Source organism: Streptomyces sp. S4.7 (genome assembly GCF_010384365.1).
Taxonomy (GTDB): Bacteria; Actinomycetota; Actinomycetes; order Streptomycetales; family Streptomycetaceae; genus Streptomyces.
The window spans coordinates 7,047,289-7,067,226 of record NZ_CP048397.1; the positions used below are offsets into that span (position 1 = coordinate 7,047,289).

Genomic DNA, 19,938 nt, shown 5'->3' on the forward strand with positions numbered 1-19,938 from the left:
CTGCCCCCTTCTATGTTGTTGGAGAGCGCTCTCCCGTCGGCTTGCCCCAGACTCTCCGGACGGTGCGGGACCTGTCAATGCCGGCCTTTGGGCCGCGATGACGCACAACGGGCGCACACATGCCGCGCGGGCTACTGATGTGAGCCCTTGTCATTGCACATGCGACTGGCCTAAGTTGACCGATTGCGACGTGTCCCAGACGTCCTTACCTGCCAGTGGGGGAGCCGAGATCATGGCCGCAACCGGTCGGCACCGCAGATACCAGCCGAGCCGTATCAACCGAGCGTCGCTCACCGTCACGGCGGGCGGTGCGGGCATCGCCCTGCCGCTCATCGGCGCGAGCACGGTCAACGCGGCTCCCGTGGAGACCTGGGAGAAGGTCGCCGCCTGCGAGTCCACGAACAACTGGCAGATCAACACCGGCAACGGCTACTACGGCGGGCTCCAGTTCAGCCAGTCCACCTGGGAGGCGTTCGGCGGCGGGCAGTACGCGCCGCGCGCCGACCTCGCCACCAAGGACCAGCAGATCGCCGTCGCCGAGAAGGTCCTCAAGGGCCAGGGACCCCAGGCGTGGCCCCACTGCTCGGTCAAGGCCGGCCTCACACGCGGCGGCGACGCCCCCGACGTGTCACCGGCCAAGGCCCGCGACACCGGGGACAGCCGGGACGCCGCGTCGGCGCGCAAGGCGAGCGACACGGCGAAGCGCACCCCCCGGAGCGATCCGAAGAAGGCCGCGTCGCCCACGTCGGTGCCCACCGAGCGCGAGGGCTACACCGTGGCGGGCGGCGACTCGCTCTCCGGGATCGCCGCCGCCCAGGAGCTGCGGGGCGGCTGGCAGCGGCTGTACGAGGAGAACCGCAAGGTCATCGGCAGTGATCCCGATCTGATCTTTCCCGGCCAGAAGCTCGTCCTGCACGTCCCGGCCCCGGCGAAGGACAAGCCGGCCGCCGAGGCGCCCGCTCCTCCCAAGGAGGAGGCGAAGAAGCCCGCCGCGCGGCAGGCGCAGCCGCCGAAGCAGGCCGAGAAGCCCAAGCCGAAGCCCCAGGCGGAGAAGCCGAAGGAGCAGCCCGAGCAGCGGCAGGTCTCGAAGCCGAAGACCGCGGAGAAGCCGAAGCAGTCGTCGGGCTTCAGCGCGCCCGTCAGTGCGGGCACCGGCACTCCGTACCGCAAGGCCGGCTCCTGGGCGAGCGGCTACCACACGGGCGTCGACTTCCCCGTCCCCACCGGCACGTCCGTGAAGGCCGTGGCGGGCGGCACGGTCGTGTCGGCTGGCTGGGAGGGCAGTTACGGCTACCAGGTCGTCATCCGGCACACGGACGGCAAGTACAGCCAGTACGCGCACCTGTCCGCGCTCAACGTGCGTGACGGTCAGAAGGTGAACGCGGGTCAGCGCATCGCGCGCTCAGGATCGACCGGAAACAGTACGGGACCGCATCTCCACTTCGAGATGCGTACGGGGCCCGGCTACGGCTCCGACATCGACCCCATCTCCTACCTGCGGGCGGCCGGCGTCCGCATCTGAGCGGACGGTCCGCCGCACGGTGCGGCGCACCGCCTTGTGCTGCGGCTCGTGCGTCCCCTTGCGCGGGATCAGGTGCCAGGGCAGCCGGTGGTCCGGTCCGGCGTGGTGGTGCGTGGCCGTCGCCCCGGCGGTCCCGGGGCCGGGTGCCGCCTCCGGCTCGGCGGGCTCCGCGCCGGCGGGCTCCTCTTCGAGGGCCGCTGCCGTCTGCGCGGCGAGCCGCTCCGTCGTCAGCAGGACCAGTCCGCCCGCGGTCACCACACCGAAGCCGAGGGCCAGCAGGGCGCCCGTGAGGCCGTACCGGAATCCCTCGCCGAAGAGGGTGAGCCCGACGGCGGCCGCGACCACCGGATTCACGACCGTGACCGTGGCCAGCGGGGCCGCGAGCCCCGCACCTCGGTAGGAGGCCTGCGAGAGCAGCAGACCGGCCGCCGCGAGGCCGGCGATCACCAGCAGGCTCGGCACCTGACCGTTGAACGTGCCCTCGGTCCAGTTGACGGCGACGGTCTTGGTGAACACCGAGGCGATACCGAAGGCGACACCGGCCGACGCGGCCAGCAGCACACTGCGCACGGCCGGACGGTGCACGGCCTGCGCGATCAGGAACAGCAGCGCCACCACACCCACGGTCGCGCCCGCCACCACCATGCGCTCGCCCGAACCCAGCGAGTGGGAGCCCGCGGAGCCGGCCAGCGCGAGCAGCCCGGCCAGTCCGAGCGTCGCCATGAGCGCGCCGCGCCAGGCGGCGGCCCCCGCCTTGCGGCGGACGAAGACGGCCGCCATCGGCAGCGCGAAGACGATCGTCAGCGCGCCGAGGGGCTGTACGAGGCTCAGAGGGCCGTAGGCCAGGGCGACGACGTGAAGCAGCGCACCGACCCCGTTCAACGCCACAGCGGCCCACCACACACCGTGATGCAGGGGCGCGTAGGGGCGGGCGGGCGTGGCTGCCGCGACGCGCTCCTGGAGGATCGCCCCGGCCGCGTAGGCGACCGCGGAGACCAGTGACAGCAGCACGGACAGCGCGAGTGCACTCATATATCCACGATCTCTCGCCTGGTGCGATTAGTCGTCGTCCTGAAGACGGCATTACGGCGTACTGCTGTAGTAGTACGCCGGGAGGGCCGCAGTCATTCCCGCGGCGGTGGCCCCGACCCGTGGGTGGAGACACCGGGTGCGATCGCTGCCACGATCCGGGCACCCGGCGTGGGGACCGGACGTTACGGAAAGTGACACAGGGCGACGAGCTGGGGGAGTGTGGATGGATCTCGCGGAGGTGGGATCGGTGGGCGGGTTCTTCGCCCTGCGGACAGGAGAGCTCGGCGGGCCCGCCGAGCCGGGGGCGCACGCCCGCGCGTACGTTCCGTTCGCACAGATCTACGAGGGCGACATCGCGCCCCTTTCGGCGCGCGTCGACAGGGTCGCGGTGAAGCTCGGCGCGCCCGAGCGCCGGATCGCCGCGTCCGTCGCCCAGCTGGGGCTCGCCGCCCGGCTCTGGTCGATCGCCCTGGGCTCGGCCGCGCTGCACGGCGAGGTCCCGGACCTGGACCCCGCGCGGCTGTTCTGGGATCCCCTCGGCTCCTCGCCGGACGATCTCCGGCTGTCCGGTCCCCGCCCCCTCCCGGCCGCCAACGGCGCCGCGGGCGCATCCGTGGACGGCCTCGCGGACCTCGCGGTGGCCGTGAGGGACGTGGTCCAGCACGGCCATCTCGTCCCCCTCGCGGCTGCCCTGCGCGCCGACGGCAGGATCTCGCCGGGACTGCTGTGGGGCAACGCCGGCTCCGCCCTCACCGGCGCCGTACGCGAACTCGGCGCCTGGAGCCGCAGGGCCGGCCGGCCCGAGGCGGGCGAGCGGGCCGCCGCCATCGGGGCGGCGCTGTTCACCCATCCCGACCTGCGCACCACCGGCGTCTCGTGGAACGGATCCTTCCGGCGCCGGAGCTGCTGCCTCTACTACCGTTGCCCGTCCGGCGGCCTCTGCGGGGACTGTGTCTTCGACCGGCCACCGCAGCGCCCTTCCGCATGAGAGGTTTCCGGGTGACCATGACATTGCAGAGATCGTCGGGCGACGGGGGTATGGCGTGAAGGTCGGGCTGCTGACCCGGGAGTACCCGCCGGACGTGTACGGGGGCGCGGGCGTCCATGTGGAGTTCCTGGCACGCGAGTTGCGTGAGCTGACCGACCTCGGCGTGCACTGCTGGGGTGAGCACGGCGGCAGTGACGAGGAGCGTGCCCTGGGCGTCGTACGGCACCGGGCCGCGCCCGGACTCGAAGGCGCCAACGACGCGCTGCGCACCTTCTCCGTCGATCTCGCGATGGCCGCCGCCGTGAATGGCAGCGACCTGGTGCACTCGCACACCTGGTACGCCGCGCTCGCCGGCCACGTCTCCAAGATGCTCTACGGCATCCCGCACGTGATGACCGCCCACTCGCTGGAGCCGCTGCGGCCATGGAAGGCCGAGCAACTCGGTGGCGGATACGCGCTGTCCGGCTGGGCCGAACGCTCGGCGATCGAGGCCGCGGACGCGGTCGTCGCCGTCTCGCACGGTATGCGCGCCGACATCCTCGACTGCTACCCCTCGCTCGACCCGGACCGCGTGCGGGTGATCCACAACGGCATCGACACCCGCCTCTACCACCCGGACCCGGGCACCGACGTGCTGGCGCGGATCGGCATCGACCCCGACCGCCCCTTCGTCCTGTTCGTCGGCCGCATCACCCGGCAGAAGGGCGTCCCGCACCTGCTGCGCGCCGCCCGCGCGCTCGATCCGGAGGCACAGCTCGTGCTCTGCGCGGGAGCGCCCGACACACCGGAGATCGAGGCCGAGTTCCGCGAGCTGGTGGACGAACTGAGCGGCAGCCGCGACGGGGTCTTCTGGATCCCCGAGATGCTGCCGCGCCCCGACGTGGTGCAACTGCTCGGCCACGCGACCGCCTTCGTCTGCCCCTCGGTTTACGAACCGCTGGGCATCGTCAATCTGGAGGCGATGGCGTGCGGCACCGCGGTCGTCGCCTCGGCCGTCGGCGGTATCCCGGAGGTGGTCGACGACGGGAGCACGGGCCTGCTGGTGCCGTACGACGAGCGGCACCCCGAGGACTTCGAGTCGGCCCTCACCGAGACCCTCAACCGGGTCCTGGACGATCCGGAGTCGGCTGCGGCGATGGGCGCGGCGGGGAGGGACCGGGCGGTGCGCGAGTTCGGCTGGGACCGGGTGGCCCGGCGTACGTACGAGGTGTACGAAGAGCTGCTCAAGTCCCGCTAGCCGGGTAGATGGATCGGAACGACCGGTAGAGGGTCGCGGACAGAAGGAGCGGCGATGCGTGGTGGACCTTCGGTGCTCGGGATTGTGCTGGCGGGCGGGGAAGGCAAGCGGCTGATGCCGCTGACGGCCGACCGCGCCAAACCGGCGGTGACCTTCGGCGGTACGTACCGCCTGGTGGACTTCGTCCTGTCGAATCTCGTCAATGGCGACGTCATGCGCAACTGCGTGCTGACGCAGTACAAGTCGCACTCGCTGGACCGCCATGTCAGCACCACCTGGCGGATGTCCAGTCTGCTGGGGAACTACGTCACGCCGGTGCCCGCCCAGCAGCGGCTCGGCCCGCGCTGGTACCTCGGCAGCGCGGACGCGATACTCCAGTCCCTCAATCTCGTCCATGACGAACAGCCGGACTACATCGCGGTGTTCGGCGCCGACCATGTGTACCGCATGGACCCCCGGCAGATGCTTCAACGGCACATCGAGAGCGGCGCCGGGGTCACCGTCGCCGGCATCAGGGTGCCGCGCGCCGAGGCCTCGTCGTTCGGGATCATCACGCCCGGACCGGACGGCACCCGTGTCGACCGGTTCCAGGAGAAGCCGTCCGACGCGCCGGGACTGCCGGGCGACCCCGAGCACGTCTTCGCCTCGATGGGCAACTACCTCTTCACCACCAAGATCCTGGTGGACGCGCTGCACCGCGACGCCGAGGACCGGACCTCGGTCCATGACATGGGCGGCTCGATCCTGCCGATGCTCACCGAGCAGGGCATGGCGCAGGTCTACGACTTCGACGACAACCACGTGCCGGGCGAGACCCCGCGCGAGCACGGCTACTGGCGGGACGTGGGCACGCTCGACTCGTACTACGACGCGCACATGGATCTGATCTCGCACCAGCCGGAGTTCAACCTCGACAACAGACGCTGGCCCATCTACACGCACGCGGGCCAGCTCCCGCCCGCGCGGTTCGTCGCCGGCGGCATCGCGAGCGAGTCCATCGTGGGCCCCGGCTGTGTCATCCGCGGCCAGGTGACCCGCTCCGTCCTGTCTCCGGGCGTGGTGATCGAGGAGGGAGCCGTGGTGCAGGGGTCGGTGCTCCACGACAACGTACGGGTGGGCCGCGGCGCGGTCGTACGCGGCTCGATACTCGACAAGAACGTGGACGTCCCGCCCGGCGCCACGATCGGCGTCAATCCCGGGCGGGACGAGGAGCTGTACACGGTCTCGAAGAACGGGGTCATCGCACTCGGGAAGGGCCAGCCGGTTCTCTAGGGGTGTCTCGCCGATCCCGGGAATGTCGTCACCTCACGTGCCGGGCGGTCCGACCGTCCGGCACGTGAACGACCCACCCCTCACATCATCCGGCGCCGCCTCCCCAGCCACGTCTGGGCGATCACCACCACCGCCAGGAACGCGCCGCTGACGACCTGTTGGTACGCGGAGTCGAGCGAACCGATCTGGTTGATGACGTTCTGGATGACCTTCAGCAGCAGCACGCCCACCAGTGAGCCGCTGATGAAGCCGAAGCCGCCGGTCAGCAGCGTGCCGCCGATGACGACGGCCGCGATCGCCTCCAGCTCCATACCGGTGCCGAGGATCGTGACGCCCGAGACCAGCCAGGCCGCGTTCAGCGCCCCCGCCAGCCCGGCGCACAGGCCCGAGAGGGTGTAGACGGCGATCTTCGTACGGGCCACGGGCGCGCCCATCAGCGCCGCCGCGTCCTCGTTGCCGCCGACCGCGTACACGTACTGGCCGAACCGGCTGCGCCGCAGCATCACCGCGCCCGCGACGAACAGCGCCGCCGTGATCCACACCGGCACCCCGACACCCAGCAGCTTCTCCTGGCCGAGGCTCGCGAAGAACGACTTCTCGTCCACCAGATAGGTGTTGGAGCCCTCGTCGGTGATCGCCAGCAGGATGCCGCGGGCGGCGAGCATCGCCGCGAGGGTGACGATGAACGGCGCGAGCCGCGCCTTCGCGATCAGCAGGCCGTTGACCAGTCCGATCAGACCGCAGACGGCGAGCGGCAGGAGCAGCGCGACGAGCGTGCCGTACTGCGAACCCCAGGCGCCGAGCACCCCGCCGAGCGCGAACAGCGAACCGACGGACAGGTCGATCCCACCGGTGATGATCACGAAGGTCATGCCCAGGGCGACGATCGCCAGGAACGCCGACGAGACCGCCATGTTCTCCAGGTTGTCGCCGGTCAGGAAGGTGTCGAAGCCGATCGACGCGCCGATGGCGACGAGCAGCAGCGTGACGAGCGCGCCGTGCTGCTGGGCGAGCGCGCTGAGCCGCTCGGCCCTGCTCGCGCCGAGCGGTGCCTCGTCGGACGGGTCCTCGCCGGGGGAGGGGCCGGTGCCCGTGGCGCGGGCCGGACGCTCCGTGTGGGTGTGGGTCATCGCTTTCCCCGTTCGCGAGCCGCGTAGACCGCGAGCACGATCACCACGGCCTGGGCGATCTGCGTCCACGACGGCGGCAGATCGTGCTTGATGAGCGTCGCCGTCAGCAACTGGATCAGTACGGCGCCCGCCACCGTGCCCCCGATCCGGATCCGGCCGCCGCTGAGCGGGGTGCCGCCGACGACCACCGCGGTGATCGCCGACAGCTCCATCAGGGTGCCGAGCGAGGTCGGGTCGCTGGCTTGGAGCCTCGCGGTGGCGAGCACTCCGGCGATCGCGGCGAGCACGCCCGCGATGACGTAGACGAGGATCAGCACGCGGCGCACCGGCAGCCCGGCGAGCTGCGCCGCGGGCCGGCTGTCGCCGATCGCGAGGAGCTGGCGGCCGAAGGTCGTACGCCGCACGGTGAATCCGACGGCGAGTGCCAGGGCGGCGGCGATCAGCACGAGATACGGGATGCCGAACAGATCGCCCGAGCCGAGCGAGGACATTCCCGGGTCCCGTACGTCCTTGAGCTGCGGCAGCAGTACCAGGGCGATACCGCGTCCCGCGACCATCAACGCCAGTGTCGCGACAATGGGCTGGACGCCGATGAACGCGATGAGCGAGCCGTTGGCGAGACCGATGACGGCGCCGCCCAGCATCGCGACGATCAGCGCGACCCACGGCCCGTAGCCGAGGTACAGCGACAGCAGTGAGGTCGAGAGAGCCATCACGGAGCCCACCGACAGGTCGACGCCCTCGCTGCCGATGGCCAGCGCCATGCCCAGCGCGACGATCAGCACCGGCGCCACCTGCACGGCCTGGGTACGGAAGTTCTCCGTCGACAGGAAGTGCGGGGTGAGCGCGATGTTGACCAGCAGCAGGACGGCGACGCCCGCGTACACCCCGTAGTCCTGGAGCAGGCGCAGCAGCCGCGCGCGGTCGAGGGGGGCGCCCTTCAGGGCGAGTTCAGTCATGGTCCCTCTCCCCTCCCGAGGAGGTCTTGTCGACCGGTACGGCGGCGGGGGCCGGCTCCGGTGCCACCGGCGCGGACCCCGGTGCCACGATCGCGGCGGCGTCGGGAGCGACCGTCTTGAGCGCCGCGTCCGACTCGGGGGCCGCCGCGATCGCCTGCAGCAGCCGGTCCTGGGTGACGTCGTCCCCGGTCAGCTCCGCCACGACGGCGCCGTCCTTGAGAACCACCACCCGGTCCGACCCCTCGATCAGCTCCTCCATGTCGGAGGAGATCAGCAGCACCCCGAGCCCCTCGTCGGCGAGTTCGTCGATCAGGCCCTGCACCTCGGCCTTGGCACCGACATCGATGCCACGGGTCGGTTCGTCCAGCAGCAGCACCTTCGGCTGCATCGCCAGCCAGCGGGCCAGCAGCACCTTCTGCTGATTGCCGCCGGACAGCTCGCCGACCTTCTGATGCGGCCCCGATGCCTTGATCCGCAGCCGCTTCATGAAGGTGTTTACGATCTTGTCGACCTTGGTGTCGTCCACCAGACCGAACCGGGAGAGGCCGGGCAGTGCGGCCAGCGCGATGTTCTCCCGGACCGAGAGGCCGGGGACGATGCCCTCGGCCTTGCGGTCCTCCGGCAGCAGGCTGATGCCGGCCCGGATGGCGGCGGGCGTGGAACCCGTACGTACGGCGGAGCCCGCCACCACCACCTTCCCGGAGTCCGGCGGCAGCGCGCCCGCGATGGCCTTCGCCGTCTCGCTACGGCCCGAGCCGAGCAGCCCGCCGAGGCCCACGACCTCACCGGGCCGCACCTCGACCGAGACCTCGTGCAGCGTATGGCGGACCGTCAATTCGGTTGCGCTGAGCACCGGTTCACGGCCCGCGTGGTGGTCCCCGGTGAATCTGGTGACCCCCTCGCTGCTCACCTCTCCCATCTCCCGGCCGAGCATCAGCGACACCAGACGCAGCCGGTCGAGCTCCGCGATCGGCCCCGTGTGCACGAGCTTGCCGTCCCGCAGGACCGTGACCTTGTCGCAGACCTCGTACAGCTCGTCCAGTCGGTGGCTCACGTACACCACCGCGATGTCGCGCTCCTTGAGCATCCTGATCACGCCGAACAGGGTGCTCACCTCGCGGGGTTCGAGCGACGACGTCGGCTCGTCCATGATGACCACCCGCGCGTCGACGGAGACCGCCCTGGCGAGCGCCACCATCTGCTGCGCGCCGACGCCGAGCGTGCGCAGCGGACGCTTGACGTCGACCCGGAGCCCGAGCGAGCGCAGCGCCTCGTCGGCCTCGCCGTGCATCCGGCGGAAGTCGATCAGGCCGAACCTGTTCCGGGGCTCGCGCCCCAGGAACAGATTGCGCGCCACGCTCATCAGCGGGACGAGATTGACCTCCTGGTAGATCGTGGAGATCCCGGCGTGCTGCGCCTCCAGAGGGGTCTGGAAGCGCACGGGAGCGCCCGCGTGGACGATCTCGCCCTCGTCGGGCTGGTACACACCGGTGAGCACCTTGATGAGGGTGGACTTCCCGGCGCCGTTCTCGCCGATGAGCGCGTGGACCTCGCCCGGAAGGGCGGCGAAGTCCACGCCGTCGAGCGCGCGTGCGCCCGGGAACGTCTTGGTCAGACCGGTGACCGACAGCACGTCAGAAAGCCTTGCCCAGATCGGCCTTGGCGTTCTCCGGGGTGTACGCGCCGTCCTGGATGACGATGTCCTGCGCGACCTTCTCGCCCTTGGTGAAGGTGTCGAGGGTCTGGAAGGCGAGCGGACCGAAGCGCGGGTTGGACTCCACGACCCCGGAGATCCAGCCGTCGACGATGCCCTGGACGGCGTTGCGCGTGCCGTCCACTGTCACGATCTTGATGGCGCCGGCCTTCTTCCCCGCGCCCTTCAGGGCGTTGACCGCGCCGAGGCCCATCTCGTCGTTCTCGGCGTAGATGCCCTTGATGTCGGGGTTCGACTGGATGAGCTGCTCGGTGACCTGCTGGCCCTTCTCGCGGGCGAACTCACCGGTCTGCTCGAACACCACCTTCAGATCGGGGGCCTTGGCCGCGATCTGGTCCTTGAAGCCCTTGGTGCGCTCGGTGGTGACGTTGTTGCCCGCGGCGCCGAGCAGGATCGCGACCTCGCCCTTGCCGCCGGTCGCCTCGATCATCTGGTCGGCCGCGCGCTTGCCCTGCTCGATGAAGTCCGAGCCGATGAAGCTCACATAGTCCTTGCAGGCGGTGGCGTTGATCTTGCGGTCGATGGTGACGATCGGGATCTTCTTCGCCGCGGCGCTGCGCAGCACCGGGCCCCAGCCGTCGGAGTTGAGGGGCGCGATCACCAACAGGTCGGCGCCCTTGGCTATCAGGTCCTGCACGTCGCTGATCTGCTTGGAGAACTGCGTCTGGGCGTTGGCGGTCAGGAGCCTGATCCCGCGCTCCTCGGCCTCGGCCTTGATGGACGCGGTCTCGGCGATCCGGAAGGGGTTGGCCTCCTTCTCGGACTGGGAGAAGCCGACCGTGGCGGTCTTCAGGTCGATCTTCTCGCCCCCGAACTGCGCGATGTCACAGGTCTTGTCGTCGGCGCCGGGTGTGGCGACGACCTGGCCGCTGTCCTTGTCGCCGGCCGACGAGCTCTTGTCGGAGCCGTCGTCCTCGGACTTGGCACAGCCGCTGAGTGCGAGAGCGCCGACGAGGCTCGCGGCGAGGACGGTAGTGGTGGCGGTACGGCGGGCGGCGGAAAGCTTCATGGTGATCCCCATTTCGGCGCGGGCCCGACGACCGGGACGCTCGCGGGAGGTCTGCTCGTACGGACTGACGGACTGCTGCGTGGATGTGCTGGAGTCGTTCGGAACGGTTTTTACATCGTTGTACGGAGGCTGTAAAGCCTTCGCGCGATAACGGGCCCACGTGTGCCCGCCGCGGAGCGGCTGACGACCCGTCGGTGCGGGGGCGCCGCGGGGCGCGAGGATCGGCGTGGCGGACGGTGCGGGCGTACTCGGCCGCTCCGGCGGCGCGCCGCGACGCGCGTGCGACGCTGCCGGGCAGCGCCCGCCGGGCGGGACGCGTCAGACGCGGCCCAGCGTGCTCTCCCGCTCCACCAGCCGGAAATCGGCGCGGAGTTCACGGGGGCCGGCCCCGACCGGGTCCCCGGTGCCCAGCAGCCGGTTGACGACGGAGCGCACCGCGAGGCGGGCGATGGTCTGTTTGTCCGGCGAGATCGTGGTGAGGGTCACAGCGCCGTAGCGCCCCTCGGTGATGTCGTCGAAGCCGACGACGGCGACGTCCTCGGGGACCCGCAGCCCCCGCTCGGAGAGCACCCGCATCGCCCCGATGGCGATCAGGTCGTTGTACGCGAAGACCGCGTCGGGGGTCGCGCCCGAGTCGAGGAGCTGGTTCATCGCGTCGGCGCCGTTGGCGTGGTCCCAGCCGCCCGTCGGGGCGATCAGGGAGTCCGGCGACGGCAGCCCGGCCGCCTTCAGCTCGGCGCGCCAGCCGCGCAGCCGCAGGTGCGACGGCTCGTTCACCCGGTCGGTCCTGGCGCCCAGGAACGCGATCCTGGACCGGCCGAGATCCAGCAGGTGCCGTACCGCCGTCCGGGCGGCGGCCACGTTGTCGATCGCGATGTGGTCGTACGGCAGGTCGTACTCCCGCTCCCCGAGCAGCACCAGCGGCGCGTCCTGGTCGCGGCCGAGCAGATCCTCGGTCTCCAGCTCGATGGGGCTCAGGATCAGCCCGTCGATCACCCGTGCCCGGAACCCCTGGCTGACCAGGACCTCCTGCTCGCGGCGGCCACCGGTGTGGTCGAGCAGCACGGTGTACTCGTGCTCCGCGGCCACGTCGATGACCGAGCCCGCCAGCTCGGCGAAGTACGGGTTGCCCAGCTCGGGCACCGCCAGGGCGATGATCCCGGTGCGCCCCTTGCGCAGATGGCGGGCCGTGAGATTCGGCCGGTAGCCGAGTTCGTCGATGGCCAGCTGGACCCGGGCCCGCATCGCCGGCGTGACATGCCGGTAGTTGTTCACCACGTTCGAGACGGTCTTGATGGAAACGCCCGCTCGTTCCGCGACGTCCTTGAGGCTGACGGTCACCGTATTTCCCCTCCGAGGCCGGCCCGAAGGTCGCCCCTGCCCAATCTGTACAACGTTATATACGTTGCGGGACGGGTCTTTGTCATGGCCCTGGACAGCAAGTGGAACGGCATGTTGTCATGCCAACTGCCGTTCCTTCCAACGTTGTACAGACTGTCGCAACGAGCCGCCACCCTCGGACCCTGCCGGATGACCTCCGAATCGCCGGCCACCCGGCAGGGGCCAGCAGCAAGGAGGATTTGTGCGCATCCGAAGAAAAATCGCCCTTTTGCTCGCCGCCGCCCTGGGCGTCGCCGGACTCACGGCGGTCCCAGCGGCATCGGCCGCGGACGACCCGGTCGTGCCCCACGGACTCAGGGGTGACTACTACTCGTCGTCCGCGCCCGGCGCCTTCGACTTCCACGAGCTGAAGGCCACCGGTTTCGACCCCCAGATCGACTTCGACAGCCTCGAATCCCGGCTCTCCACGGCCACCGGCAGCGCCGACCACGCCACCGTCCGCTGGACCGGGAAGATCGTCCCTGAACAGAGCGGCCCGCACACCTTCTCGATGATCGGCGACAACGGGTTCCGGCTGTGGGTCGGCGGCGAGATCGTCATCGACCACTGGGTCGACGACTGGGAGAACGAGCAGACCGCCGACCCGGTCGACCTCACCGGAGGCCAGGAGTACGACATCAAGGTCGAGTTCTTCGAGAACGTCGGCGGCTCGAACCTCCATCTCAACTGGACCGAACCCGGTGGCGCGAAAGAGCCTGTGCCCACCTCCGCCTTCCGCCTCCCCGACGGCTACGCGTACGACGGTGCCATCGCCACCACCGTCCTGGCCGACGGCCGCACACTGCGGATGGAGTTCGCCCAGGAGCTCGCCACGCCCCCGGCGGGTATCGCCGGCCACCTCGACGCGATCATCGGCGGCGCCCAATGGCCGCTCGGATCGGTCAGGAAGGACCCGGCCGACGCCCGCAGTCTGCTTGTCGGCCTGGGGGAACCCGTGGTGGGCAAGGGCGGTACCGCCGACATCCGCTACGACGGCCGGGGCGGGCTCACTTCACAGGACGCCGACCCCGTGGGCGCGTTCTGGAGCAGCGGACCGAACAAGTCCGAGTACCAGCTCGCCACGCCGTGGGCCAAGGACGTCGGCCCGGACAACGCGCTGCCCGAGTACCCGCGTCCGCAGATGACCCGCGACGCCTGGCGCAATCTGAACGGTGAGTGGCAGTTCGCCGCCGCCGAGAAGGGCGAACGCCCGCCGGTGGGCAAGGAGCTGCGCGAGAGGATCCTGGTCCCCTACCCCGTCGAGTCGCAGCTCTCCGGACTCGAACGGCACGAGGACCGGATGTGGTACCGCAGGACCTTCACCGTCCCCGAGAGCTGGGACATCTCCGCCGCCGACCGCGACCGGCACGGCAAGGCCGGCCAGCGTCTCAAGCTCAACTTCGACGCCGTCGACTGGCAGTCCGAGGTGTACGTCAACGGCAGGAAGGTCACCGAACACAAGGGCGGCTACGACAGGTTCTCCGTCGACATCACCGACGCGCTCAAGCCCGGCCGCACGCAGGAGCTGATCGTCGGCGTGTACGACCCGACCGACGCCGCGGACGGCGAGAACCCGCCCATGGGCAAGCAGCGCCTCGACCCGAGCGGCATCTTCTACACCTCGTCCTCCGGCATCTGGCAGACGGTCTGGATGGAGCCGGTCGCCGCCGACCACGCCGACTCACTGAAGCTGACCCCGGACATCACGGCGGAGAAGCTGGCGGTCGAGGTCCGCGGCGTACGCGCCGGGGTGCCGGTCACGGCCACCGCGTACGACGGCAGGCGCAAGGTCGGCACGGTCAAGGGCCGTGCGGGAGCGCCGCTCAGCGTCCCGGTCCCCGACCCGCGCCTGTGGTCACCGGAGGATCCGCATCTGTACAGGCTCGACGTGCGCATCGGCGGCGAACGCGCCGACGGCGACCGGGTGGGCGGCTACTTCGGTATGCGCTCCATCGCCGTCGAGAAGGTCGACGGGGTGCCGCGCACCGTGCTCAACGGCAAGCCCGTCTTCCTGATGGCCACTCTCGACCAGGGATTCTGGCCGGACGGACTGCACACCGCGCCGACCGACGAGGCGCTGGCGTTCGACCTCAAGAAGCACAAGGAACTCGGCTACAACTCCGTGCGCAAGCACATCAAGGTGGAGCCCGACCGGTGGTTCTACTGGGCGGACAAGCTGGGACTCCTCGTCTGGCAGGACATGCCGTCGATGCCGAAGTCCCCGGCGGCCCCCGCCGCGGCCCAGTTCGAACACGAGATGAAGGAGATGATCGACCAGCACGCGAGCAGCCCATCGGTGATCATGTGGGTCCCGTTCAACGAAGGCTGGGGCCAGTACGACCAGGCACGGATCGCCGACCAGGCCAAGGGCTGGGACCCGACCCGGCTGGTCAACAACATGAGCGGCGTCAACTGCTGCGGGGCCGTCGACGGCAAGAACGGCGACATCGCGGACGCGCACGGCTATCCGACACCCCTGCTCCCCGCGCCCGACGGGAAACGGGCGCTGGTCAGCGGTGAGTACGGCGGCCTCGGCCTCGCCGTACCGGGCCACGCCTGGCCGGTCCAGCACACCTATGTCGGTGTCGACAAGGAGAAGTACACGGACGAGTACCTGGGGCAGCTCGACAACGTACGCGACCTCGCCTGCCGGGGGAGCAATGGAGCCGTCTACACCCAGATCACCGATGTGGAGGGTGAGCTCAACGGGCTGCTCACCTACGACCGCAAGGTCATGAAGCCCGACGTCCAACGGCTCAAGGCGGCTCACGACGCCCTGATCCAGGACGCGTCGGACCCGGCCTCGATGGAGTGCGCGAACTCCTGACCGGACTTCCAGGGCGCCGCACGGGCTTCATCCCCCGTGCGGCGCCCGTCTGTTGGCCCGCCGTCCGCCCCCGTCCCTCCGTGAGTTGGATGAACAGCGCGTTTCACCGGGAATAAGCAGGTCGGAGCCCGGACTTGAAACTGCTGCCCACCGCGCACACGATCCGGCGCGGCCACCGACGTCAGCAGTCAGAGCGAGGGATCACATGCCCAAGGCGTACGTCTACACCCGGTTCGGCGGTCCGGAGGGCGAAGACTTCCTCGACCTGCCGAAGCCCGTCCCCGGCCCCGGTGAACTCCTCGTCGCCGTCCGCGCGGCCGGCGTCAACCCCGTCGACTGGAAGCTGCGCACCGGCTACACCCGGCCGGGTGCCACGCCGAAGCCGCTGCCCACCGTGTTCGGCAGCGAGGCGTCCGCAGTGGTCGAGCAGATCGGCGAGGGCGTCCGGGGATTCGCCGTGGGCGACGCCGTCTTCGGCAACCCCGTCACCGGCGGATACGCCGAGTACACCCTGCTGCCCGCCGCGATCACCGCGCACAAGCCGGACGCGGTGTCGTTCACCGACGCGGCGGCCCTGCCGGTCGCGGCCGCGACCGCCTACGACGGCATCAACCAGCTGGACCTGCCCGCCGGCGGGACGCTGCTGATCACCGGCGCCGGCGGCGGAGTCGGCGTGGCCGCGACACAGATCGCGGTCGCGAACGGCATCCGCGTCGTCGGCTCCGCGAGCGCGGGCAAGAAGGACTTCGTGGAATCGCTGGGCGCCGTCCACGTCCCGCCCGGCCCCGGACTCCAGGAGCGGGTGCGGGCCGCCGCGCCCGACGGCGTCGACGCGGTCTTCGACCTCGTCGGCGGTGCGGACCTGGAGGCCGTCGCCGGACTCGTTCCCGACCTCGCCAAGCTGATCAGCGCGGGGGACAAGCCGCGGGTCGCGACCCTCGGCGGAGCGGCGGTGGTACGGCTCCGCACGGCCGCCGTCCTCGAAGAGGTGGCCGAGCTGGTGGTGGCGGGCACCCTGCGGCCGTACGTGACCCGGACCTTCCCGCTGGCCGAGGCGGCGCAGGCGCTGCGCGCGGTCGAGGAGGGGCACGCCCTCGGCAAGATCGTCATCGAGGTCGGCGCGTGAGCGCCGCCGGACGGTCGGCCCCCACGTCGTACCACCCGCTCGACAATCCCGTGCTCGCCGCGCTGACCGGCCCGCACGCCCACTTCGCCGAGCGGCGCGGCCGGGTGCTCGGCTACCGGCCCGAGGTGTCGACCTGGCTGGCCCTGCCCGAGGAGCCCGACGCGCACGACTGGGCGGACGCCGCCCCCCTCGTCGGAGCGGGCGGGACGGCCACCCTCGCCGGGACGCGTGTGGTGCCCCCGGACGGCTGGGAGATCACCTTCGAGGTGGACGGTGTCCAGCTCGTCGACGAGTCGGTGGACGCGGTCCACTACGAGGAGGCGGTGGTTCTCGGCGGCGCCGACGTACCCGAGATGCTGGACCTGGTGGAGCGCACCAGACCGGGGCCCTTCCGGCCGCGCACGATCGAGTTGGGGACATATCTGGGGGTCCGCCGCGACGGTGAGCTGGTGGCGATGGCGGGGGAGCGGATGCATCCGCCCGGCTGGACCGAGATCAGCGCGGTCTGCACGGCCCCCGAGTACCGCGGCCAGGGGCTGGGCGGCCGGCTCATCCTCGCGGTGGCCGCGGGGATCAAGGAGCGCGGCGAGGTCCCGTTCATCCAGGCCGCCGGGGACAACGAGAACGCTGTACGGCTCTACGAGGCGCTGGGATTCCGGCTGCGCCGCCGTATCCCCTTCCTCGGGGTCCGCGTCCCGCAGCCGTCACGGGTCCCGGCGACGGCGGGCGGCTGAGCCGCAGCGGGCCGCGTCGAGCCGGGCCGAGCCGTACTCGGGAGGGACGGCGCCCGCGGTGGGCACACGGACCACAAGCCGACGGGGCGGGCGGACGGCCTGTGACGGCCGTCCGCCCGCCCCGGGCGGGGGTATCTGGGCTACGTCTGAGTCTGGTGACTCATCTCGCTCGCCCGACGGCCCGTCCGATTGCGCATGCGGCCCGCCCTCATGGCCGCGGCGCCGCAGATGAGGCCCAGCACGGCGACGAGCGCACCAGCGATGACGTTGCTGAGGAACACACCGCGGTCGGGGCTGGAACCGACGACCCATGGTGCGGCGACCATCCAGGCGCCCATCAGGCACAGGGCCCAGCTGAAGCCGTACGTCCGGGTCGGTGTCGCGGAGAACACGAGGGCCAGGCCGGCGATCGCGGCACCCATGATCACGTTGTGGACCACCAGCACCGGCTGGTTGGCCGTGTAGTGAAGGATCCACGGTGAGAGGGCGATGAACAGGCCGGCGAGAAAGATCGGCCCGTCCAGCAGTGCCACATCACGTCCACCGAGCACGCGGGCGTACCTGGCCCGCATCTCTGGTACGTCAGGGTGAGCACCTATGTCTCCCCTGGTGTCGGTAACACCGGGGCGAGAACCTGTGTCTCCCCTGGTGTGTGAAACATCGGCCATGAGTCTCGACTCCTTCGGTCATGAGAGGTTCGACCGCGTTGCTCTGGATCGAGCCGTACATCACCATTCTGCCCCCTATTCACCCTTATGTGTAGTTGGGCGGTGCACAAACCGCCCTGTACCTCATGGCAAACTGTTCGAGGCCGCTGGGCCGGACGGCCCTGTCCGCCACGGATCCGACCGGCTCCGAACGGGTGATGACGAGTGATAGGGAACGGCACCGGCGATGACGTTGACAGATGACGGGACCACGCTCGGCGAGAGGGGACCGGTCGCCGCGTACGGCTCCGGCGACCACGGCCCGGACGTCCACGGCCCCGGTATCGACCCCGAGCGCATGGCCGTCTGTCTCGCCGTGCTCGACGAACTGGACAAGCTCGACGTCGACCACCCCGACGCCGTGGCCGTACGCCGCGCCACCGCCGGGATCTACCGGACCGTCAAGCAGCGCCGCCGCCAGGAGCGTCGGGCGGCGAAGACCGCCAACGACAAGGCGGTCACCGAGGCGACGGCCACCGGATCCGCCGAGCGCATCGACGACGAGACGCAGGGACTGCTGCCGTCGTCCTCGGCCGCGGGCGAGATCGCGGGCATCCTCCAGCGGCCGCGCTCCTGCTACATCTGCAAGACCCGCTACGTCGAGGTCGACGCCTTCTACCACCAGCTCTGCCAGCCGTGCGCCGCCGAGAACCGGGCCCGCCGGGACGCCCGTACGGACCTCACCGGCAAGCGCGCCCTGCTGACCGGGGGCCGCGCCAAGATCGGTATGTACATCGCGCTGCGCCTGCTGCGCGACGGCGCGCACACCACCGTCACCACCCGTTTCCCCGGCGACGCGATCCGCCGCTTCAAGGCGATGGAGGACAGTGCCGACTGGATCCACCGCCTCAAGATCGTCGGGATAGACCTGCGCGACCCCGCCCAGGTGGTCGCCCTCGCCGACTCCGTCGCCGCCGAGGGGCCGCTGGACATCCTCATCAACAACGCCGCGCAGACGGTACGCCGCTCCCCGCAGGCCTACAGCGAACTGCTGGCCGCCGAGTCCGCGCCGCTGCCCGCCGGTGAACTCCCCTCCTCGCACGTCATCGGCGCGTTCGGCAGCGGCGCGCAGGCCGTGCTGCCCGCCGGGGGCGGCGAGGCGCTGAGCGCGTCGGACATCACCGGTCTGGCCCTGGTCGGCGGTTCGGCCACACTCGCCCGTATCGAGGCGGGCACGGCGATCGACGCGGGCGGGCTCGTGCCCGACCTGCACGACACCAACAGCTGGATCCAGACGGTTTCCGACGTCGATCCGGTGGAGCTCCTCGAAGTCCAACTCTGCAACTCCACCGCGCCGTTCATCCTGATCAGCCGACTGCGTCCCGCGATGGCGGCAGCGGCGGCCGAGCGGACGTACGTCGTGAACGTATCGGCGATGGAAGGCGTGTTCAGCCGCGGCTACAAGGGCGCCGGCCATCCGCACACGAACATGGCGAAGGCCGCGCTCAACATGCTGACCCGCACCAGCGCGCAGGAGATGTTCCAGTCCGACGGGATCCTGATGACCGCCGTCGACACCGGCTGGATCACCGACGAGCGCCCGCACCCGGACAAGATGCGGCTCGCCGAGGAGGGCTTCCACGCCCCGCTCGACCTGATCGACGGCGCGGCCCGCGTCTACGACCCGATCGTGCGCGGCCAGGGCGGCGAGGATCTGTACGGCTGCTTCCTCAAGGACTACGCGCCGGCCAACTGGTAATCCCCGCCAACTCACGGCGGGCGGGGTGCCGTCCGGCGTGTTGTCCTGATCGTTGTCCGGAAGTGACCCACGGAACGGGCCCCATCGAGCGCGCTCGCGCTCATTTGGTTAATGTATGGCGCACGGACGCCACCCGGGAACCCACGAAGGTTCCTCGGCCGTCCCGGGACCGGCCTGCAACCAGGCCACCACCCCGCCCGAAAACCGGCGCCACCGCGACCGAACTGCCCTTGCCCCTGCCCCGTTCGGCGGTCGGAGCCCGGTGAGAGTCCGGAGCCGGCGTGCCCGGGGTTGCGCGACCCAGAGGAGTGCGCGGTGACACCTGAGAAGGCTCAGCACGAGAACAGCCCGGCCGAACCGGCCGGCGGACGGGGCGCCGGCCCCGAGAAGCTCCGGAACATCGAGGTGTGGGCCAGGTCCGCGCCGATCAGGCTGGCGGGCTACGAGGACGACCTCGCGGAGCCCCACATCCTCCAGGGCATCGACTAGCTCCGGGGCCCGGAGCCCTGGATCGAACGTTCCCGGACGCCGGGCGGGCCGCACATGCGGCCCGCCCGGCGCCGGTTGGGTCCCGGTGCTCCACCTGCGTCCCCCCGCTTGCG

At 70.7% G+C, this 19,938-nt stretch carries 16 protein-coding genes; 9 read left to right on the forward strand and 7 right to left on the reverse strand.

Going from position 1 to position 19,938, the window contains the following annotated elements; genetic code table 11:
- The first annotated feature begins 232 nt into the window (after positions 1-232).
- On the forward strand, positions 233-1,522 hold the full coding sequence (locus SSPS47_RS30925) for a transglycosylase family protein (protein ID WP_164253787.1): 1,290 nt from the start codon (positions 233-235) through the stop codon (positions 1,520-1,522).
- Here SSPS47_RS30925 and SSPS47_RS30930 read toward each other — a convergent pair.
- Positions 1,403-2,554 (reverse strand): DMT family transporter, encoded by a 1,152-nt coding sequence (locus tag SSPS47_RS30930; protein WP_164253788.1) that lies wholly within the window; start codon positions 2,552-2,554, stop codon positions 1,403-1,405. The genes SSPS47_RS30925 and SSPS47_RS30930 overlap by 120 nt on opposite strands.
- Before the next feature lie 223 nt (positions 2,555-2,777).
- On the opposite strand from SSPS47_RS30930, the gene SSPS47_RS30935 reads away from it, so the two are divergent.
- From SSPS47_RS30935 to glgC, 3 genes are read left to right on the forward strand one after another with little or no spacing between them, the layout of a single operon-like run.
- Positions 2,778-3,542: a (2Fe-2S)-binding protein gene (locus SSPS47_RS30935; RefSeq protein WP_164253789.1), complete on the forward strand. Its 765-nt coding sequence runs from the start codon at positions 2,778-2,780 to the stop codon at positions 3,540-3,542.
- Positions 3,543-3,597: 55 nt separating this feature from the next.
- A complete protein-coding gene (glgA, locus tag SSPS47_RS30940) occupies positions 3,598-4,779 on the forward strand; it encodes a glycogen synthase (protein WP_164253790.1) in 1,182 nt (393 codons plus the stop codon).
- Between the two features lie 54 nt (positions 4,780-4,833).
- Positions 4,834-6,051, forward strand: coding sequence for a glucose-1-phosphate adenylyltransferase (glgC, locus tag SSPS47_RS30945; protein WP_164253791.1), 1,218 nt, complete (start codon positions 4,834-4,836; stop codon positions 6,049-6,051).
- Positions 6,052-6,131: 80 nt separating this feature from the next.
- Here glgC and SSPS47_RS30950 read toward each other — a convergent pair whose 3' ends face one another.
- The 5 genes from SSPS47_RS30950 to SSPS47_RS30970 form a co-directional block, all read right to left on the reverse strand.
- Entirely contained in the window at positions 6,132-7,181 is a 1,050-nt protein-coding gene (locus SSPS47_RS30950; RefSeq protein WP_164253792.1) for an ABC transporter permease, read from the reverse strand.
- Entirely contained in the window at positions 7,178-8,140 is a 963-nt protein-coding gene (locus SSPS47_RS30955) for an ABC transporter permease (protein WP_147877873.1), read from the reverse strand. Before SSPS47_RS30955 ends, SSPS47_RS30950 begins: the two co-directional genes overlap by 4 nt.
- On the reverse strand, positions 8,133-9,773 hold the full coding sequence (locus tag SSPS47_RS30960) for a sugar ABC transporter ATP-binding protein (RefSeq protein ID WP_203557972.1): 1,641 nt from the start codon (positions 9,771-9,773) through the stop codon (positions 8,133-8,135). Before SSPS47_RS30960 ends, SSPS47_RS30955 begins: the two co-directional genes overlap by 8 nt.
- Position 9,774: 1 nt before the next feature.
- Positions 9,775-10,863 carry an ABC transporter substrate-binding protein gene (locus SSPS47_RS30965; RefSeq protein ID WP_164253793.1) on the reverse strand — a complete coding sequence of 363 codons (1,089 nt, stop codon included), beginning with the start codon at positions 10,861-10,863 and terminating at the stop codon, positions 9,775-9,777.
- 318 nt (positions 10,864-11,181) lie between these two features.
- A complete protein-coding gene (locus tag SSPS47_RS30970) occupies positions 11,182-12,204 on the reverse strand; it encodes a LacI family DNA-binding transcriptional regulator (protein ID WP_164253794.1) in 1,023 nt (340 codons plus the stop codon).
- A gap of 241 nt (positions 12,205-12,445) precedes the next feature.
- Here SSPS47_RS30970 and SSPS47_RS30975 point away from each other — a divergent pair, with 241 nt between their 5' ends.
- The 3 genes from SSPS47_RS30975 to SSPS47_RS30985 all read left to right on the forward strand — a co-directional run bounded on the left by SSPS47_RS30975 (position 12,446) and on the right by SSPS47_RS30985 (position 16,930).
- Positions 12,446-15,070 carry a PA14 domain-containing protein gene (locus tag SSPS47_RS30975; RefSeq protein WP_164253795.1) on the forward strand — a complete coding sequence of 875 codons (2,625 nt, stop codon included), beginning with the start codon at positions 12,446-12,448 and terminating at the stop codon, positions 15,068-15,070.
- Positions 15,071-15,275: 205 nt separating this feature from the next.
- Positions 15,276-16,196, forward strand: a complete 921-nt coding sequence (locus SSPS47_RS30980; RefSeq protein WP_164253796.1) for an NADP-dependent oxidoreductase — start codon at positions 15,276-15,278, stop codon at positions 16,194-16,196.
- On the forward strand, positions 16,193-16,930 hold the full coding sequence (locus SSPS47_RS30985) for a GNAT family N-acetyltransferase (protein WP_164253797.1): 738 nt from the start codon (positions 16,193-16,195) through the stop codon (positions 16,928-16,930). Before SSPS47_RS30980 ends, SSPS47_RS30985 begins: the two co-directional genes overlap by 4 nt.
- A 140-nt stretch (positions 16,931-17,070) precedes the next feature.
- On the opposite strand, the gene SSPS47_RS30990 is transcribed toward SSPS47_RS30985, so the two are convergent.
- A complete protein-coding gene (locus SSPS47_RS30990; protein ID WP_147877866.1) occupies positions 17,071-17,598 on the reverse strand; it encodes an SPW repeat protein in 528 nt (175 codons plus the stop codon).
- 337 nt (positions 17,599-17,935) lie between these two features.
- Between SSPS47_RS30990 and SSPS47_RS30995 the strand changes: the two genes are divergently transcribed.
- Together SSPS47_RS30995 and SSPS47_RS34980 are read left to right on the forward strand one after the other, a co-directional pair.
- Positions 17,936-19,336, forward strand: coding sequence for an SDR family NAD(P)-dependent oxidoreductase (locus tag SSPS47_RS30995; protein WP_239065359.1), 1,401 nt, complete (start codon positions 17,936-17,938; stop codon positions 19,334-19,336).
- 315 nt (positions 19,337-19,651) lie between these two features.
- The gene (locus tag SSPS47_RS34980) at positions 19,652-19,825 is read left to right on the forward strand and encodes a hypothetical protein (RefSeq protein ID WP_203557973.1); all 174 of its coding nucleotides are present in this window, start codon (positions 19,652-19,654) and stop codon (positions 19,823-19,825) included.
- Positions 19,826-19,938 lie beyond the last annotated feature (113 nt).

Coding starts and splice junctions, on each gene's coding strand:
- SSPS47_RS30980 (WP_164253796.1), top strand. CDS start 15,276: ATGCCCAAGGCGTACGTCTACACCCGGTTCGGCGGTCCGGAGGGCGAA.
- SSPS47_RS30935 (WP_164253789.1), top strand. CDS start 2,778: ATGGATCTCGCGGAGGTGGGATCGGTGGGCGGGTTCTTCGCCCTGCGG.
- SSPS47_RS30990 (WP_147877866.1), bottom strand. CDS start 17,598: ATGGCCGATGTTTCACACACCAGGGGAGACACAGGTTCTCGCCCCGGT.
- SSPS47_RS30995 (WP_239065359.1), top strand. CDS start 17,936: ATGGCCGTCTGTCTCGCCGTGCTCGACGAACTGGACAAGCTCGACGTC.
- SSPS47_RS30925 (WP_164253787.1), top strand. CDS start 233: ATGGCCGCAACCGGTCGGCACCGCAGATACCAGCCGAGCCGTATCAAC.
- SSPS47_RS30965 (WP_164253793.1), bottom strand. CDS start 10,863: ATGAAGCTTTCCGCCGCCCGCCGTACCGCCACCACTACCGTCCTCGCC.
- SSPS47_RS30930 (WP_164253788.1), bottom strand. CDS start 2,554: ATGAGTGCACTCGCGCTGTCCGTGCTGCTGTCACTGGTCTCCGCGGTC.
- SSPS47_RS30950 (WP_164253792.1), bottom strand. CDS start 7,181: ATGACCCACACCCACACGGAGCGTCCGGCCCGCGCCACGGGCACCGGC.
- glgC (WP_164253791.1), top strand. CDS start 4,834: ATGCGTGGTGGACCTTCGGTGCTCGGGATTGTGCTGGCGGGCGGGGAA.
- SSPS47_RS30955 (WP_147877873.1), bottom strand. CDS start 8,140: ATGACTGAACTCGCCCTGAAGGGCGCCCCCCTCGACCGCGCGCGGCTG.